At 40.3% G+C, this 17,710-nt stretch carries 15 protein-coding genes and 1 tRNA gene; 6 read left to right on the forward strand and 10 right to left on the reverse strand.

Annotated features, from left to right (window positions below; genetic code table 11):
* Nucleotides 1-2 precede the first annotated feature (2 nt).
* From RR876_RS12945 to RR876_RS12970, 6 genes are all read right to left on the reverse strand, one after another.
* Nucleotides 3-854, reverse strand: coding sequence for a WxcM-like domain-containing protein (locus tag RR876_RS12945; protein WP_332477949.1), 852 nt, complete (start codon nt 852-854; stop codon nt 3-5).
* A gap of 1 nt (nt 855) precedes the next feature.
* Nucleotides 856-1,734 (reverse strand): glucose-1-phosphate thymidylyltransferase RfbA, encoded by an 879-nt coding sequence (gene rfbA, locus RR876_RS12950; protein WP_332477948.1) that lies wholly within the window; start codon nt 1,732-1,734, stop codon nt 856-858.
* Nucleotides 1,734-2,792 (reverse strand): dTDP-glucose 4,6-dehydratase, encoded by a 1,059-nt coding sequence (gene rfbB, locus RR876_RS12955; RefSeq protein ID WP_332477947.1) that lies wholly within the window; start codon nt 2,790-2,792, stop codon nt 1,734-1,736. Before rfbB ends, rfbA begins: the two co-directional genes overlap by 1 nt.
* A gap of 89 nt (nt 2,793-2,881) precedes the next feature.
* Nucleotides 2,882-3,652 carry a glycosyltransferase family 25 protein gene (locus RR876_RS12960; RefSeq protein WP_332477946.1) on the reverse strand — a complete coding sequence of 257 codons (771 nt, stop codon included), beginning with the start codon at nt 3,650-3,652 and terminating at the stop codon, nt 2,882-2,884.
* Between the two features lie 5 nt (nt 3,653-3,657).
* Nucleotides 3,658-5,274 carry a glycosyltransferase family 2 protein gene (locus tag RR876_RS12965; protein WP_332477945.1) on the reverse strand — a complete coding sequence of 539 codons (1,617 nt, stop codon included), beginning with the start codon at nt 5,272-5,274 and terminating at the stop codon, nt 3,658-3,660.
* A 4-nt stretch (nt 5,275-5,278) separates the two neighbouring features.
* The gene (locus tag RR876_RS12970; protein ID WP_201701600.1) at nt 5,279-6,049 is read right to left on the reverse strand and encodes a glycosyltransferase; all 771 of its coding nucleotides are present in this window, start codon (nt 6,047-6,049) and stop codon (nt 5,279-5,281) included.
* Nucleotides 6,050-6,223: 174 nt separating this feature from the next.
* On the opposite strand from RR876_RS12970, the gene RR876_RS12975 reads away from it, so the two are divergent.
* A complete protein-coding gene (locus tag RR876_RS12975) occupies nt 6,224-7,393 on the forward strand; it encodes a nucleotide sugar dehydrogenase (protein WP_332477944.1) in 1,170 nt (389 codons plus the stop codon).
* 51 nt (nt 7,394-7,444) lie between these two features.
* Here the strand turns inward: RR876_RS12975 and RR876_RS12980 are convergent, their stop codons facing one another.
* The 4 genes from RR876_RS12980 to RR876_RS12995 all read right to left on the reverse strand — a co-directional run bounded on the left by RR876_RS12980 (nt 7,445) and on the right by RR876_RS12995 (nt 12,946).
* Nucleotides 7,445-8,371, reverse strand: a complete 927-nt coding sequence (locus RR876_RS12980) for a branched-chain amino acid transaminase (protein ID WP_004983545.1) — start codon at nt 8,369-8,371, stop codon at nt 7,445-7,447.
* 33 nt (nt 8,372-8,404) lie between these two features.
* Nucleotides 8,405-11,149 (reverse strand): bifunctional [glutamate--ammonia ligase]-adenylyl-L-tyrosine phosphorylase/[glutamate--ammonia-ligase] adenylyltransferase, encoded by a 2,745-nt coding sequence (gene glnE, locus RR876_RS12985; protein WP_332477943.1) that lies wholly within the window; start codon nt 11,147-11,149, stop codon nt 8,405-8,407.
* Nucleotides 11,150-11,230: 81 nt separating this feature from the next.
* Nucleotides 11,231-12,499: a HAMP domain-containing sensor histidine kinase gene (locus tag RR876_RS12990; RefSeq protein WP_332477942.1), complete on the reverse strand. Its 1,269-nt coding sequence runs from the start codon at nt 12,497-12,499 to the stop codon at nt 11,231-11,233.
* Between the two features lie 360 nt (nt 12,500-12,859).
* Nucleotides 12,860-12,946 (reverse strand) — tRNA-Leu (locus tag RR876_RS12995).
* 184 nt (nt 12,947-13,130) lie between these two features.
* On the opposite strand from RR876_RS12995, the gene queA reads away from it, so the two are divergent.
* The 5 genes from queA (at nt 13,131) to yajC (ending at nt 17,683) form a co-directional block, all read left to right on the forward strand.
* Entirely contained in the window at nt 13,131-14,171 is a 1,041-nt protein-coding gene (queA, locus tag RR876_RS13000; RefSeq protein WP_332477941.1) for a tRNA preQ1(34) S-adenosylmethionine ribosyltransferase-isomerase QueA, read from the forward strand.
* 9 nt (nt 14,172-14,180) lie between these two features.
* On the forward strand, nt 14,181-15,209 hold the full coding sequence (locus tag RR876_RS13005) for a hypothetical protein (RefSeq protein ID WP_332477940.1): 1,029 nt from the start codon (nt 14,181-14,183) through the stop codon (nt 15,207-15,209).
* 25 nt (nt 15,210-15,234) lie between these two features.
* On the forward strand, nt 15,235-15,804 hold the full coding sequence (locus tag RR876_RS13010; protein ID WP_332477939.1) for a LemA family protein: 570 nt from the start codon (nt 15,235-15,237) through the stop codon (nt 15,802-15,804).
* 314 nt (nt 15,805-16,118) lie between these two features.
* On the forward strand, nt 16,119-17,249 hold the full coding sequence (tgt, locus tag RR876_RS13015) for a tRNA guanosine(34) transglycosylase Tgt (RefSeq protein ID WP_126035309.1): 1,131 nt from the start codon (nt 16,119-16,121) through the stop codon (nt 17,247-17,249).
* A gap of 104 nt (nt 17,250-17,353) precedes the next feature.
* The gene (yajC, locus tag RR876_RS13020) at nt 17,354-17,683 is read left to right on the forward strand and encodes a preprotein translocase subunit YajC (protein WP_004697692.1); all 330 of its coding nucleotides are present in this window, start codon (nt 17,354-17,356) and stop codon (nt 17,681-17,683) included.
* Nucleotides 17,684-17,710 lie beyond the last annotated feature (27 nt).

Here is a 17,710-nt window from a genome sequence, read left to right on the forward strand (position 1 = left end):
TCTTATATATAACCTTTAATGATTGCAGGGTTGCCTACCACTATTGCATTTGCGGGGACATCTTTAGTCACTACAGCACCAGCACCAATCAGTGCATTTTGACCAATACGAATTCCAGGTAAAATGGTGGCATTGGCCCCAATGCTTGCACCCTTTTCAACAGTCGTTTGAGAAAACTCTTCTGGATACTGCTTTGAACGGGGTTTTTTATCATTTGTAAACGTAACAGATGGGCCGATAAAGACGTTATCTTCTAATGTGATTCCATCCCATACATAAACACCTGATTTTATAGTGACATTGTTACCAATGATGACATCATTTTCAATGAGAGTATGCGCACAAATATTACAATTCTCACCAATTATAGCATTCTGTAAAATGACGCTAAATTGCCAAACTTTGGTTTTCTGTCCAATTTTTTGGGATTTCACGTCTGATAAAGGATGAATAAAAGGCTTTTGTACTTCTTTTAAAAATTCTTGATAATCACGAATATAATCAGATTCTGTAAAATGCTCACTTGCCAAAACAAGTAGAACACAGTCCTCCGAAAAATCATGCATTTCCCGCCAAATCAAACCTTCAATAAGTAAGCCCTGAGCAGGCGAATCTAATACAATTTCTTCCTTTTGATGACCATCATCTAAAATAAAGCGACAGCTCCCTTTTAAACAAATGGCCACTTGTTTTAAATTAAGATGTGCGTGAAAACCACGAGGCTTATCTACTGTATTAAAAATATAATATAAACGCTGAACGTCAAAGGGAATGGACTGATTGGACTCAATAGCCACTAACCCACCACGGTCATCACCAAAGTTCGGCAGATCAATTAACTTTACTAAACTCATTTTATTCATTTACCAAAGAAATCAGATATTGACCATAGTCATTCTTACTCATGCTCTGCCCAATGGATAAAACTTGTTCTTTGCTTAACCATCCATGACTAAGAGCAATTTCCTCTAGACATGCAACTTTATAGCCTTGGCGTTTCTCTAAGGTTTCTACAAATTGCGCCGCTTCGAGCAAACTTGCATGTGTACCTGTATCAAGCCATGCAAAACCTCGCCCAAGAAGCTCTACATTTAAATCACCACGCTCCAAATACATTTGGTTCACTGTAGTAATTTCTAATTCACCGCGTTCAGAAGGCTTAACTTGTTTGGCAATTTGAATCACCTCATTGTCATAGAAGTACAGCCCCGTTACCGCAAAATGAGACTTCGGATACTGAGGCTTTTCTTCTAGGGAAATTGCTCGTTGCTGCTCGTCAAATTCAACTACACCAAAACGCTCAGGGTCTTTAACTTGATAACCAAAGACTGTTGCGCCTTTTGCACGAGCAACGGCTTGTTTTAACATTGGCGTAAAGCCTTGACCATAGAAAATATTATCGCCTAGTACTAAACACACATTACTATCACCAATAAACTCTTCGCCGATAATAAATGCTTGTGCCAAACCATCTGGACTTGGCTGAATAGCATATTGGAGACGAACACCAAATTGTGAACCATCACCCAGTAAACGCTCAAAGCTCTCTTTATCTTCTGGTGTTGTAATAATAAGAATATCCTGAATTCCTGCCAGCATGAGCACAGAAATTGGATAATAAATCATTGGCTTATCATAAATAGGTAAAAGTTGCTTTGAAATACCTTTTGTAATTGGATACAAACGTGTACCCGAGCCGCCCGCCAGAATAATACCCTTTGTTGTTATTGCCATTATGCGTTTACACCTAATCTTTCACGTTGATAGCTACCATCTTGAACTCGACGGCACCAATCTAAATTATTTAAATACCATTCAACCGTTTTTCGTATACCCGTTTCGAAGGTTTCTTGTGGCATCCAACCGAGTTCTTTTTCAATTTTTGCCGCATCGATCGCATAACGCAAATCGTGCCCTGGACGATCTTTCACAAAAGTAATCAGTGTTTCATATTTCTGTCCAGTGGACTGAGGCTTTAGCTCATCCAAGATCTTACAGATCGTTTTTACGACTTCAATATTTTGTTTTTCGTTATGTCCACCAATATTATAGGTTTCACCAACAATACCTTCTGTCACAACCTGATATAAAGCACATGCATGATCTTCAACGAATAACCAATCACGGATTTGATCACCCTTGCCGTAAATGGGTAAAGGTTTCGTATCTAGAGCATTAAGAATAACCAAAGGAATCAATTTCTCAGGGAAATGATATGGACCATAATTGTTTGAACAATTCGTCACAATCGTGGGTAGACCATACGTACGCTGCCACGCACGAACCAAATGATCTGAACTGGCTTTACTTGCAGAATACGGTGAACTTGGTGCATAGGGCGTTGTTTCAGTAAATAAATCCGTAGTCCCCTCTAAATCACCATACACTTCATCGGTTGAAATATGATGGAAGCGAAAAGCTTCTTTTGCTTCTACGTTTAGGCTTAACCAATATTTTCGTGCGGCTTCCAATAAGCTATAAGTGCCCACAATATTGGTTTGAATAAATGCAGCAGGACCATCAATAGAGCGGTCAACATGCGATTCAGCAGCCAAATGCATGACTGCATCTGGCTGAAATTCCTTAAATATTTTTTCTAGTTCGACTTCATCACAAATATCGGTTTGGGAAAATTGGTAACGTTCATTATTATCAATCGATGTTAATGATTCTAAATTTCCAGCATAAGTTAATTTATCTACATTAAGTACTTGGTGTTGTGTATTCTGAATAATATGGCGTATTACTGCTGAACCAATAAAACCCGCACCACCTGTTACAAGAATGCGCATATCAAGCTATTCCTATCATTTCATCACATTTACATTTTGATTTGTTAAGTAAAATATCAAAGTATTCACTTTAACTGCTAGATCAGCTCTTATTTAAACTCAACACGCTTACCTACTAACGCATATTTGACTTGTTTCAATATACGTAAAATCTCAAGTTTGACTTTAGCCCACCCCTTTTTCTTTTGTTTTTTCATCCGACTTTTTCGCTCTGTAACTAAGTCACTTGAAAGCATCGTTTTCTTTTCAGGAAACAACATCATTTCTTGTATACATAATGCTGGACTTAACTGATGAACAGGTAGACTTCCCTCAAAAACAAATTTTTCAAACATAATATGATCTAAAGGAAGACTAACCCCTTCAGCAATATAGTTTAACAATGTTTCCGCACCCTTTAATGATAAAATATAGCCTGCCGTTCCATAGTTTTGACCTAAAAGTTGATATACTTTACGCGTGCCGTCCGCAATACTTACATAATTTGTACTTAAAAAAGTACGTTCAGCGAATGCTTCTAACTTAATAATATGCCAATCTGTTTGAATCCAATCACTATGATTTAAAAGCTTTTGAGCATTCTCTCCAAGGTAAATATCATCTTCAAAAATTGCCATATAGGGCATATTTTCATCAACAATTTTTTTCCACAAACTAACATGGCTCATGAGGCAAGCAATTTCACCATCAGTCAAACAACTTCTATCTACTTTTAGACCTAATGATTTTACAAATGGTAAAGCCGTATTGGGAGTCAATGCATCAAAGAATTCAAAAGCTACTTCTTTTTTATCAAATTCTTGCTTTATATGTTCTCGTCGCTGATCAGCTGAACTAAGGCTTATAACATAATTGCACATACATCTTACCGCTTATCTTGATTTTTTTGCCATAACATCAAATACTTGTCTAAGGTATACCCCAATGATGCTACTGCAAGAAATAAACCATACGCTCCACCGAGTATATCTCCTCGAATAATATATTCACGAATAAAAGAGAATATAGATCGGAGAACAACCATCAATAGATTAACTTGTTTTCCATTATTATATTTTTCAGTTGCCCAATCGTGGCTATAACGAATATTTTTTAATAGAAAATGATGTAAATCATCATTGGTTAAATGCATCAAATAACCATCTAATCTTTTGACAGGCACACCCTTTGAATCTAAAGACTCATGTACCTCTAAGCTGGAATATTGGAAATGTTCACGTGCATATAAACGAGCAAGTTTATCTGCATACCAAAAACGTTTCTGTACTTCGATACCACAAAATTGATTTACTCGAGCGACACTAAAAACCTTATCTGTTTGTACAGGTTGATTCAGCACATTCACAATCGCTTGTCTTAAAGGCTGATCTAATCGCTCATCAGCATCTAAGACGAGAACATAATCTCCTGTCGCATAAGTCTGAGCCAATTGTCTTTGCTTACCAAAACCCTGCCAATCCAAATTCACATGCCATTTCGCATTATATTTTTCAGCTATTTCTTTTGTAGAATCAGTACTGCCTGAATCTAAGATAATAATTTCATCAACAATATCAGATACTGTATCTAAACATGCTGCCAAATGTTTCGATTCATTTTTGAGTATCATAACCAAAGATAAGGTCGACTTTTTATTCGCTTTATCAATAGGTTCTAATAGTTGCTGTTTGTTATTCAGATCTAAAAAATTCTTTTCCGCTTGGTTATTTTTTAAATCGTATAAAATGGCATATTTATTAAACGTGTATTGTGTAAATAATAACGAGTAAACAAAACCATATCGACCTTTTAAAAACCGACCATCAACCAGATATTGTTTAATAAACGCCCAATTTGTATGCAATATAACAGAAACTATTGAAACATTTTTGCCACGTTGATGTCGATCAACTGCCCATGCTTTTGCATACTGTAAACGTTTATCTAGCCAAAACTGAGGTGTATCTGCCGTATGGTGTAGCATCGTTCCTTTCAAGGTTTTTGTTACTGCGCCATTCAGTTCAACTGATTCATGTACTAAATTATCATTATATTGAAACGTCTTCGGGTATAAGCGCCAATGGGCTTTTAATGCCCAATATGAATTATCAATTTCATGACCAAAGATACAATCGATTCGTTTAATACCATAAACTGTATTGGCAGGTGGCTGCGCAATCACCTCAAGAATGCTTTGCTTCAACTGAGGGGTGATTTCTTCGTCTGCATCTAGTGCTAAAACCCAGTCACCCGTTGCATAACTCTGCGCCAATTGTCTTTGCTTGCCAAAACCTTGCCAATTTGTATTTACGAACCATTGACCACCAGCAGATTCCACTAGTTGCCGACTATCATCAGTACTACCAGAATCAAGAACAATAAGCTCATCGATCCAGCCTTTTAAGGCAGGTAATGATATTGCTAAATTTTTCGCCTCATTTTTTACCATCATCACGACGCTTAAGCGGAATGGCCGAGGTTGTTGATTTAATACAAACGACATAAGATTACTGCCAAGCCTCTTTAATCCAATCTGATGGCAACACATAACGATACCATTTACCACCACCACCATTTACTGCATCAGGTGGGTTAATTTCCCCATGGAAAACAATAATTTTTGCACCTTCGGGTTTTACTGGTGCTTTAAAGTACGCCAAAGGTATTTTTTGCAAGCAATGATACTTATAACTTTTACACCAACTGTCAGGCCAGTAAGAGAGCTTTTTCTCTTGATCGACATACCAAGACAAATAAGCTTGCTCATTGCGGAACTTTTGACGAATTTCATCAAAATGCTCACGAAAATATGGCATCAATCCAGGAAAAGCACCCAACTTAAAACGGTAAACTGAACTATTCCCCGTAATACGCCAAGGACGCTTCCAGTCGTGAATAATCAGAAAATCCCCAGAATGGGTAAAGAAACTATCGATGTTATCAACAATCACGACATCCAAGTCTAAAAAGAGCGCATTGCCTTTTAAACCATAAAGATCTGGCTCAAACGTAGACAATTTATTCCAGCCACGTTCAGGGCTTCCCTCTGGAAGTGCTAATGGAGGAATAGGAAAACACTGTACAGCAGGATCAATACCATCGGTACGGTCCGTTAAACACACCATTTTAAAGTCAACAGTAGTGTGGCGTTTTACCATGTTATACAAACGATTAACGTAGTCCGAACCATATTTGGTCCCCCACTTCATACACAGCACAATATTCTGATTTTGTTGCTCTGTCGTATTTAAAACGTCATCATTTTCATGTACAGACATGCTTGAAACTACCGATCTACATAGTATTTTGCATCATAACATAGTCTCGGTTTGATTGAAGATTAGAGCCATAAAATCCCAAGTAATTACACGGTAATTAAACTGAAATGTATTGTTCATTTACGTGACATCTTGCTCCTGCACCGTATTATAAAATAATTCAGAATCAACAGAATGAAAATTACAGTGGTCGGTTTAGGCTATGTTGGACTCTCTAATGCTTTGATTTTAGCGCAGCAGCACTGTGTCACTGCATTTGATATCGATGAAAATCGTATTCACCAGTTAAATCAAAAAATCTCCCCAATTCAAGATAAAGACATCTCATTATTCCTAGAAAATGAAAATCTTCATTTTAAAGCAACGTCAAATAAAATAGATAGTTACATCAATGCTGAGGTTATTCTGATTGCAACGCCCACCAATTACGACACCATCACTAACCAATTTGATACTTCAAGTGTGGAGCAAGTCATTCACGACATCCAATTCACCAACCCGCTTGCGACCATCATCATTAAATCAACAGTGCCTGTCGGCTTTACACAAAGAATGCGCCAGCGATTTAACACAAACAATATTATTTTTTCACCTGAATTCTTACGTGAAGGCAAAGCACTTCAGGATAATCTTTATCCTTCTCGAATTATTATAGGAGAGCAATCGGAACGTGCAGAAACATTGGCTCAACTCTTTCTTAATAGTGCTACTAAGAAAGACTGCCCTGTACTATTTACTCACTCGACTGAAGCAGAGGCTATCAAATTATTTGCCAATACTTATCTCGCCATGCGTGTCGCTTATTTCAATGAACTTGACACCTATGCGCAAGTTTTTGATTTAGATACTCGTCAAATTATTGATGGCGTGTGCCTTGATCCGCGTATTGGAAAGTTTTACAACAACCCTTCTTTTGGCTATGGTGGATATTGCCTCCCTAAAGACACTAAACAACTTTTAGCAAATTATGAGCAAGTCCCAAGTAACTTAATTCAAGCGGTTGTAGATGCAAATAGGACCCGTAAGGATTTCATTGCTGAAACGATTATTCATAAAAATCCCAAAGTGGTTGGTATCTACCGGTTGGTCATGAAATCAGGATCTGATAATTTCCGCTCATCCGCAATTTTAGGGATTATGCGTCGAATTAAGGCGCAAGGCATTAAGGTGATTATTTACGAGCCAAATATTTCAGAAAAAAAATTTGCCAATAGTAAAGTTATTCACGATCTAAAAAAATTTAAGCAAGTAGCTGACTTAATTATTAGCAATCGTCAAACATCGGAACTAAATGACGTACAAAATAAACTCTACACTCGAGATATTTTCGGTATCGATGACTAAACTACAGAGCAACAAAAAAGGGCTCTGAAGAGCCCTTTTCCACCGAATTACTTATTTTACATAAGTTAACCAGTGTGCGTATTTCGGGTCTTTACCTTTAACCGCATTAAAGAATGTGGTTTGTATTTGCTCAGTGATTGGGCCACGCGTACCTGAACCGATTTCACGGTCATCATATTCACGAATAGGCGTCACTTCAGCAGCTGTACCTGTAAAGAATGCTTCATCTGCAATGTAGAATTCATCACGTGTAATACGACGCTCAACTACGTCATAGCCCAAGTCTTTTGCGATGGTAATAATAGTTTGACGCGTAATACCATCAAGCGCACCACCCGCGATATCAGGCGTATGTAACACACCATCTTTCACCAAGAATACGTTTTCACCAGAACCTTGACATACATAACCTTGAGGGTCGAGCAACATTGCTTCGTCATAACCTGAATGCGCTACTTCTTGATGAGCTAAAATCGACAAGGTATAGTTACCTGACGCTTTCGCTTTACACATCGTCACGTTTGGATGGTGATGGGTAAACGATGAGGTTTTCACACGAATGCCTTTCGCCATTGCTTCATCACCGAGGTACGCCCCCCAACTCCATGCCGCTACTACTGCATGAATCGTATTGTCTGTTGCAGCAATACCTAATTTTTCCGAACCAATAAAAATAATTGGACGTAAGTAGCAAGACGCTAATTTATTTTCACGAACCACATCAATTTGAGCTTGCTCTAGTGTTGCTTGATCAAATGGGACTTTCATTTGATAAATTTTTGCAGAGTTCAATAAACGCTTAGTGTGTTCTTTTAGACGGAAAATAGCCGTGCCATTCGGTGTTTCATAGGCACGGACACCTTCAAACACACCCATGCTGTAGTGCAAGGTATGTGTTAATACGTGAGTTTTTGCCTCACGCCAGTCAACCAATTGTCCATCTTGCCAAATAAAACCATCACGATCAGCCAAATTCATGACACACACTCCAAATTTATATACACAGTCATGTTACCCAATGCTCACGATTGAGCTTGGATCAATTAATCTTTGCCATAATTTGCAAACGATCACTCGGGTATCGCGCCAGTCCGCAGCATTTACTTGCATGGATTGATTCGCAAGGGCTAAACGGTGGCTCTCGGCTCGTTCACTGAGATAAGCTTGAATCAATGCAGTCGCATCGTCACTGGATAAGCAACTGGCTTTTGCGGCGTCTTCAAGGATTCGTACATTGTCGGAATAATGGGCAAGATCTGGATGAGATCCGCTCCATGCCAACACAGCATACTGTGCCATAAATTCGATATCGACGATACCACCTGCGTCTTGTTTTAAATGAAAAATTCCATCTTTTTGTTGTTCTTTAGAAGAACCCAAATGGTCTTTCATTTTTTGACGCATCTTCAGCACTTCTGCGCGTACGTTTTCCTCATCTCGTGGCTGCGTCAAAATCCGACAGCGCAATGCTTCAAACTTATCACGCAAACTTGGCTCACCCGCAATCGAACGAGCACGTACCAATGCTTGATGCTCCCAGACCCATGCATTTTTCAACTGATATTGCTCAAAGGCTTTTAAACTGGTGACCAAGACCCCCGCTTCACCCGATGGACGTAAGCGCGTATCGATTTCATAGACCCGACCATCAAGGGTCTGCGTGGTCATCAACGACATAAATTTCTGCGCAACACGCATTGCAAACTCGAACCCACTGATCGACTTCAGCCCATCGGTATCGGCTTGCTCATCCATATAATGAATAAAGACCAGATCTAAGTCCGAGCCATAACCAAGCTCAATCCCACCAACTTTACCATAGCCCACCACAGCAAATGCCAAATGATCAATCGAACAGCGCTGCCCTTCAACATCGAGCGGATAACCATGTTTTTTTGCCGTCATTTGATAGGCTAAATTTAAAGTCGTACTGACCGAAACTTCTGCAATATCGGTCAAAGCATCGGATACTTTCATCAACGGACTTTCAGCCAAGACATCACTGGCTGCAACCGCCAATACATTGGATTTTTTAAATAGGCGCAGCACACGCATCAAATCCTCAACGTCATCAAGCTCAATGCGAAGCAACTGTTGACGCAACGAATCTTCCAAATCTTGACGGCGCGGCAGCTCAAAGTCCATGGACAAAAATTCATCCAATAGCACTGGATAATGGGTCAATTCTTCACAAATCCATGGACTTACGGTTGCCATTTTCACCAAGCGCTGTAACGCCCCTTTACTCTCAATCAACATGACCAAATATACGGTGCGCCGCATCACAGACTCGACCAAAGGCATGAGGCGAAGCAGCGCGGCTTGCGGCTTATCTGACTGTAAAATCGCTTCAATCAAATGCGGCCAAAACATTTTTAAACGCTGTACCGCTTTTGCAGGCAGCTTTTTCAGCGCATGACCATTCCAAAATTCATGGATGAGATTTTTTGCATTCGCATCTAAGACTTCATTTAACCGCGCTTCTAACTGACTAAAACTTTCTACGAAAGGGTCATGCTCTTTTTCTTTAATTAAATGCTCAAACTGGTAAATAACTTTGGCGCGCTTTTGGTTTAAGTTCTCAATAAATGCATCCCAACTGACAAAACCCAAGGTGTCAATCATCCTTTGTCTGAGTTCTGGTTCTGTTGGCAAAGACTGGGTTTGTTGATCATTCAGAGCTTGAATGGCATGTTCTACACGGCGCAGAAATAAGTAGGCATCTTCCAGCTCACTGACCGCTTGACCATCCAGTAACCCCACTTCGCCCAAATGATGTAAGCTGACTAAACATTGACGGTCTTGTAATTCTAATTTTGCCCCACCATAAATCAGCTGAAAAACTTGCACAATAAATTCGACTTCACGAATACCACCCGCACCCAGCTTAATATCATCTTCGATATTACGGCGTAATACCTCGCGCTCAATCATGGCTTTCATTTCGCGCATGGCTTCAAAAGCGGTGTAATCAACATACTTGCGGAATACGAAAGGACGAGTCATATCCAACAACTCATCCCCCTCTTTGCCCCCTGTCACAATCCGCGCCTTAATCCACGCATAGCGCTCCCACTCGCGACCATGCTGGCTTAAATACTTCTCCAGCGCCGCATGACTAATGGCCAGTGCAGAACCATCGCCCCAAGGACGCAAGCGCATATCCACACGGAACACAAAACCATCAGCCGTAATATGGTCCAACAAGTAAATGAGCTTCTGCCCCCACAAAATACAGAACTGTTGTACATCAATGCATTTACGACCATCGGTTTCACCTTGCTCATCAAAAGCAAAAATCAAGTCGATATCACTGGACAGATTCAACTCTTGTGCACCGAGCTTCCCCATTGCAACCACAATTAAATCTTGAATTTTATGGTTATAGCCCAGAGGCTGACCATGTTTAGCCACCAATGGCGCTAAGGCAAATGCTTTTGCCACACAAATAGCCGCATCGGCAAAATCCGATAACTCCCGCGTCAGCGTCATCACATCGATCAGTTGATTGGCATCCTGCCAAATCCAGCGAAACATTAAACGCGCACGTAAAATTCGGATGGTGCGCATCCATGTTGTTTCATCACTGATCTCTTTTAAGCTGTTTTGAACGACATCGAAAATTTGTTCGGTGGTCAATGGCTGAGAAAATTGATCAATTGCATAATCTTGTTCAAGATAAACCTGATGTATAGATAGGACTTGTTCCGCATATTGACTTGCGCGCAATGTCTTTTGCAATTGCTCAGCATTCATGATCGACTCTTTCGCATTGTTTTGGTTATTTATAACAGCAGATCATGAGATTAGGCGAATTATTTTATAAGAAAAGTATGATTATTCACTAAATTCTTGCTGGGATGTCGCGAGTGACAATGCTTGATGTGCGCTGTTCGAACGTGGCAGGCTAACGATAAAAGTTGAACCGACACCTTCTTTGGATGTGACTGAAATTTCACCTTTATTTAAGTCAACAAAACGCTTACACAGTACCAGACCTAACCCCGTACCTTTCTCCCCAGCTGTCCCCTTAAAACTAATGGTCAGCTTCGGTTCAAACAAAGATTCGATTTGCCCCAAGGTCATACCTAGACCCGTATCTTGAATATAGATATCGATAAAGTCTTCACGTTGTTTGGCATCAATCGTCACAACACCTTCGCCGTGCATATGGGTAAACTTCAGCGCATTTGAGACCAAATTTTGGATCACAGAGGTCACCATATTGATATCTGCAAAAATTTTTAAATCATCGGGGACACGGTCAATCAGTTGAATATTTTTATTGATGGCCAACGCATGCAACACATCAAAAACGATTTGAGAGGACTGCTTAAGCTTGTAATGGATGGGGTGATAAACAAAACGTCCGCCCTCTGCCATCGCCCAATTCAATAAACTCTCTAACAAGCTATAAGTCGATTGCGCTGTATCATGCAGATAATCTGCAATACTTTGCACACCAGACTCATCCAAACTTTTGCGCTCTTCAGCCAACACCTCAGAAAAACCAATTAAGCCATGAAAAGGCGCCCTTAAGTCATGTGCAATAATTTGGAAAAATTTGGTTTTACTGACATTCATGGCCACTTGTTGTTCATATAACTCTTTGAGCTCCGCATTTTCCATGCGCAAATGCAGCAGGTTAAGAAAACCAGAGGCTAGTTCATAGACATTTTCTACAGCATCTTGCGTAAAAGCGTCCAACTGTTCATCAAAGAAAATGACCTGCCCCACAGATTTATCCGATGCCTTTAAATCCAATGCGATGATACGACGGTGTTCAAATCCTAGCGCAATGACCTGCTGAGAAAGACGATGATAATGGCGATGGTGAGCATCAATCGTGATATCACCTTCAAAATGGGTAGAAAAATTGGCTTCAGCGGGTAACTGAAAAGCATTGAATGCATGTTTGCCCGCATACCAGCTATAGGGTTCATTGCTAAACGTTAAAATTGCGGCATGTGCACCTAAAATTTTTCGCGCAAATTTGAGAAAGCTTTTAATTTTATTGTCATTACTGTTCACGCCCAACAACAAAGATAAGTGACAAGCACTTAACTGTTCTGTATCAGACCCGACATCTAGCAATTGAATACCCATTTCTGCCTCATCTTTTGTGATTTTAGCGGCACAAACCCATTATTTATTCTATGTATTAGCAAATTTTCACTATTAAAACAATATAAAAATACAACAATACGATGATGGCATTTAACAAAAAAATCAATTATGTCAGACTTTTATCTTGTGACTGGTTTTACTTTTTGAAAAATTCTTATTTATCAGAAGGATTAAAACAAAATCTTGGATGTATCACATGAAGCAAATAATCCATCAGACCTACACTGGACATTCAATTGTTTTAAGCCATCTGTAACGTTTTACGGCGATTTGATTCAAATCTTAAATTACAGGCAATAAAAAACCCAAGACTGAATATGCTTGGGTTTTTTAATATCTTGGTCCCGAGGGTCGGACTCGAACCGACACGTCATCTCTGACAGCGGATTTTGAGTCCGCCGCGTCTACCAATTTCACCACCTCGGGAAGGTGTTGATGCGTATATTAAACTTTTTGAAAAACTTGTCAACGCAAGTTGGTAATGATTGGCTATTTTTAAGTCATATTTGATTTTTTAGCTTTATATTTGTGCAATTTCAGCGTTTTTATATAAAAACGCATATACTAAGTGCAATTTTGACCTCCCTTATTTTGACGCTGCTTTCCCATCATGCAACTTTCTGATTTTAATTTCGACCTCCCCGATGAACTCATTGCCCGTTATCCTTTAGATACACGCAGTGCTTCTCGACTGTTACACCTCGATGCTCAAGGTCAGCATCATGACTTTCAATTCACCGACATTTTAGATTTGCTCGATGCAGGTGATTTACTTGTCTTAAATGACACCAAAGTGATGAAAGCACGTCTCAAAGGCAAACGTGCCAGCGGCGGAGCCGTCGAAGTTCTGGTTGAACGCATGCAAGATGCATTTATTGCACACTGCCACATCAAAGCCAGCAACACACCCAAAGCGGGCGCTGAGCTCTTTATTGGCCCAGATGCCGTTAAAGTCACGGTGCTAGGTCGTCATGAAAATTTATTTATTGTGGAGTTCTCGCAGCCAATTTTAACGGTGCTGGATTTATACGGACAACTTCCGATCCCTCCTTACTTCAACCGTGAAGCTGAAGCCATTGATACCGAGCGTTATCAAACGGTATTTAATGATCCAACCAAGTTAGCCAGTGTCGCTGCACCTACTGCAAGTTTACACTTCGACCAAAAGCTGTTGGATCAACTCGAAGCCAAAGGTATTCAAAAAACTTTTGTCACTTTACACGTGGGTGCTGGCACCTTTCTGCCTGTACGTACCGATGACATTGCCAATCACATTATGCACAGTGAGTGGTGTGATGTTCCAGAGCACGCCGTTGAGCTGATTCACCAAACCAAAGCTCGTGGCAACAAAGTTATCTCTGTTGGGACAACCGCCACACGTGCCGTAGAAAGTGCGGCTCAAGCGCATCAGGGTGAACTCAAAGCTTGGACGGGAGATACTCAAATTTTTATCTATCCAGGTTATGAGTTTAAAGTGGTGGATCGTCTTATCACCAACTTCCATCTGCCTGAATCGACCCTCTTAATGTTGGTTTCAGCGCTGTCAAATCGTGATAATATTTTGGCGGCTTATCAACATGCGGTGGCCAACCAATATCGCTTCTTTAGTTATGGCGATGCCATGTTAGTCGACCAACTTCAACCCAAATAAGAACCTCATATGCCTATCGATACGATCAAACACTCCATTCATATTCGACGTAAAAAGAATAAAGTTGTGTTTGATAATATCGATAGGCTTTGGGACATCGGTCGAGGGGCAGATTCGGCACAAGATATTCTTGACCGACTGCATCCTTGGAATGCCCCGATTACCCTGAGATTTGAAAATGTGCTGCCTATTCTGCTTGGAATAATCGGCATTTTTTTTATTGTGCCAGTGTTCTTTGTCGGAGAGCACATTTGGACCTTATTCAGCTTTTTATTTGGCTTAGGCTGTCTGCTTTGGGCCTATTTAAGTTATGAGCAAGATGATCCACTTGAAGAGGTCACTGACTATCTCGAAAAACAAATTATTCATAAAAAATACCAGCTCAACGAGTTTACCCCTCCACAGCATATTGGCGTAGTGCTACAACCTGCATTTTTTATTGCCCATCTCAAACAGCTGTTTCCAATTTTTAATCAAGGCACCATTAGTAATGATATTCCTTACTACGCCAGTACTACTTGGCAGGATGAAGCAGGACAACAACATCAGGTTTTGCTGTTTCAATATCATTTTGTTGATGAAATTCGCGTGCGTGATAAAGATGGCAATGAGTTAAAAGTCAAAGAAGTGCATAAAGACTTATGGGGATGTTTTGTCTTTGAAGTACCCACGCAAGGACTCGCAATTACCGCATACAATAAAAAATTTTATTATCCTTATAGTTTTCCATGGCATAGCAGTGATATTCAGATTAACCAGAAACTCAAATTTTTTGGTACTGACCAGATGCAGATGGCAAAACTCCTTTCCCCTGCATTTGTGCTGCGTACTGCCGATTTTTTCCGTTCCCGGGAAGGCGATTTACTTTTTCATCCTGAAAAAAATATCTTGTGCTATATCAGCCCACAAAACCTGTTTGAAATATCCAGCAAAGCAAAAAAAATCAATGACATTTCGACATTACGTGGACACTTACGCACTTTTAAATTACCTTATCTAGAGCGCTTAGAATCTGATCTAACGCAATTTTTAAAATAATGACATTTTGCTGTTTGAGGACTGTATGGGGCTATTGATTTTCTTATTGATTATTATTGCAATCGTGTTTGGCGTAATCGTCATTCGCAATAATATTGTGCGACACCACAATGCAACCATTCGCGCATGGTCGGATGTAGCAACCTATGAGCGTCAGAAAATAAAAATTCTAGATGGCTTAGAGCCTCTGGTCGAACAATACTCCAACTTTGAAAAAGGCACCTTGGAAAAAGTCACTGAGCTCCGTCAGAACATTCTCAACCTGAACTTAAACAATACAGATGTCAATCAGTTGCAGCGTATCGAAGCATTGAACCAAGAGCTGATGCGTAGCCTCAATGTCGTGGTCGAAAACTACCCTGAACTCAAAGCCAATGATATTTATCTAAAGATGATGAATGAAATTGAAGAGCAAAATGAAAATGTCGGGGCTGCGATCAGCATCTTTAACCGCAATGTCGAACTGTTTAACAACCACATTCAAATCTTTCCGAACAACATTGTAAACACCATGACTGTCGGTAAAAAAGCTGTGCGTCCATTCCGTGACGCTGCTGCGCTGCAAAATTTTGATTACCGCCCCAATTTCAACTAAAAGATCGCTTTAACACAAACAACAAATCCAAGGCACTCACAATGAGTGCCTTTTTAACTTCTACGTTCACAACCTCGTCCATGCAATCAACTCTTTTCATCCTAATCACGACTCACTCGCCACCATGACATAAATTCAAACCGAAACAGCCCTTACAGCACACCACCCTGCTCCGAAAAGCTTTGCGTTAAAAGTGTTACAACACTGGTGTTTATTTGCATAATCAAGGAAAATAGCCTCCTTTTAGCGGCGAACTGTTTTTTCGCTCTTGCACTGCAAGCAAAGCAGTGCTTTGCTCTTGTTCAGGATATTTTATGAAGTTTGAAAAATTAGGTCAGTCGGGTCGCGCCCGTCGTGGTCGTTTAACTTTAGAGCACGGTGTGGTTGAAACCCCTGTGTTCATGCCTGTCGGTACTTATGGTACGGTGAAAGGCATGCTCCCGCGTGATATTGAAGACATCAAAGCGCAAATTATTTTAGGTAACACCTTCCACCTTTACCTACGCCCTGGCCTTGAAGTGATTAAAGAGCACGGCGGTCTGCATAAATTCATGAAGTGGGATAAGCCCATTCTGACCGATTCAGGCGGCTTCCAAGTCTTCAGTTTGGGCGCGATGCGTAAAATTAAAGAAGATGGCGTAACGTTCCGCTCTCCAATTGATGGCTCTAAAGTATTTTTGTCTCCAGAAATCTCAATGGACATCCAACATACATTGAACTCAGACGTCGTGATGATTTTTGACGAATGTACGCCTTATCCTGCAACGCATGAAGAAGCGCAAAAGTCGCTACAATTGTCATTGCGTTGGGCAAAGCGTTGTAAGACTCAGCATCATGATGTGCTTGAAAATAAAAATGCGCTCTTCGGCATTATTCAAGGCGGTATGTATGAAGACTTACGTGATGAGTCTTTAAAAGGCTTGCTTGAAGTGGGTTTTGACGGTTATGCCATTGGTGGTCTATCGGTCGGTGAACCAAAAGAAGAAATGATCAAAGTGCTGGATTATCTTCCAGAGAAAATGCCAGCAGACAAACCGCGCTACCTGATGGGCGTGGGTAAACCTGAAGATATCGTGGAAGGCATCCGCCGTGGCGTCGATATGTTTGACTGTGTCATGCCTACACGTAATGCCCGAAATGGACATTATTTTGTGACCGACGGTTTAGTACGTATCCGTAACAGTAAATACCGTCATGATCAAAGTCCACTTGACCCACACTGTGACTGTTATACCTGTACCAACTTTACTCGCGCGTACTTATTCCATTTGGAAAAATGTGGCGAGATGCTAGGTTCAATGCTGGGCACTATTCACAACTTACGTTACTACCAACGTTTCACTCAAGACATTCGTGATGCATTGGATAATGATCGCTTTGATGCCTTTGTTGAAGATTTTTATGCACGTCGTGGTTTAGAAGTTCCACCTTGCCCCCAAGATTAATTGTTGTGAGCATTTGCGCTTGGTAAAAAGACAAGGTAAATTGCAGAACAAGTCTATTTATGATCAATTCGTTGGTCACCGTTTTTTTAGTTTAGGAATTTGAAATGAGCCTTTTTATTTCTACAGCTCACGCAGCGGGTGAAGCTGCACAACAACCAAGTATGGTCGCAAACTTATTGATGATTGCTGTTTTTATTGCAATCTTCTATTTCTTAATTTGGCGCCCTCAAGCAAAACGTGCCAAAGAGCACCGCTCTTTGGTTGAAAGTCTTGGCGTAGGCAGCGAAGTAGTATTTGCTGGTGGCTTAATGGGTAAAATCACTAAACTCGAAGGTGACTTTGCAGTGGTTGAACTGAGCCGCGGTGTAGACGTAAAAATTCAACGCGCAAGTGTGATTTCAGTTCTTCCTGAAGGCACATTAAATAACCTTTAATCAAAAAAATTAGTCGTGCATCCGCAC

Origin of the sequence: Acinetobacter sp., from assembly GCF_036666595.1 — a bacterium.
GTDB lineage: Bacteria > Pseudomonadota > Gammaproteobacteria > Pseudomonadales > Moraxellaceae > Acinetobacter.

Bases quoted from the DNA above. Each gene is read 5' to 3' on its own strand.
- RR876_RS12945 (WP_332477949.1), bottom strand. From the start codon at position 854: ATGAGTTTAGTAAAGTTAATTGATCTGCCGAACTTTGGTGATGACCGT.
- rfbA (WP_332477948.1), bottom strand. From the start codon at position 1,734: ATGGCAATAACAACAAAGGGTATTATTCTGGCGGGCGGCTCGGGTACA.
- rfbB (WP_332477947.1), bottom strand. From the start codon at position 2,792: ATGCGCATTCTTGTAACAGGTGGTGCGGGTTTTATTGGTTCAGCAGTA.
- RR876_RS12960 (WP_332477946.1), bottom strand. From the start codon at position 3,652: ATGTGCAATTATGTTATAAGCCTTAGTTCAGCTGATCAGCGACGAGAA.
- RR876_RS12965 (WP_332477945.1), bottom strand. From the start codon at position 5,274: ATGTCGTTTGTATTAAATCAACAACCTCGGCCATTCCGCTTAAGCGTC.
- RR876_RS12970 (WP_201701600.1), bottom strand. From the start codon at position 6,049: ATGTCTGTACATGAAAATGATGACGTTTTAAATACGACAGAGCAACAA.
- RR876_RS12975 (WP_332477944.1), top strand. From the start codon at position 6,224: ATGAAAATTACAGTGGTCGGTTTAGGCTATGTTGGACTCTCTAATGCT.
- RR876_RS12980 (WP_004983545.1), bottom strand. From the start codon at position 8,371: ATGAATTTGGCTGATCGTGATGGTTTTATTTGGCAAGATGGACAATTG.
- glnE (WP_332477943.1), bottom strand. From the start codon at position 11,149: ATGAATGCTGAGCAATTGCAAAAGACATTGCGCGCAAGTCAATATGCG.
- RR876_RS12990 (WP_332477942.1), bottom strand. From the start codon at position 12,499: ATGGGTATTCAATTGCTAGATGTCGGGTCTGATACAGAACAGTTAAGT.
- queA (WP_332477941.1), top strand. From the start codon at position 13,131: ATGCAACTTTCTGATTTTAATTTCGACCTCCCCGATGAACTCATTGCC.
- RR876_RS13005 (WP_332477940.1), top strand. From the start codon at position 14,181: ATGCCTATCGATACGATCAAACACTCCATTCATATTCGACGTAAAAAG.
- RR876_RS13010 (WP_332477939.1), top strand. From the start codon at position 15,235: ATGGGGCTATTGATTTTCTTATTGATTATTATTGCAATCGTGTTTGGC.
- tgt (WP_126035309.1), top strand. From the start codon at position 16,119: ATGAAGTTTGAAAAATTAGGTCAGTCGGGTCGCGCCCGTCGTGGTCGT.
- yajC (WP_004697692.1), top strand. From the start codon at position 17,354: ATGAGCCTTTTTATTTCTACAGCTCACGCAGCGGGTGAAGCTGCACAA.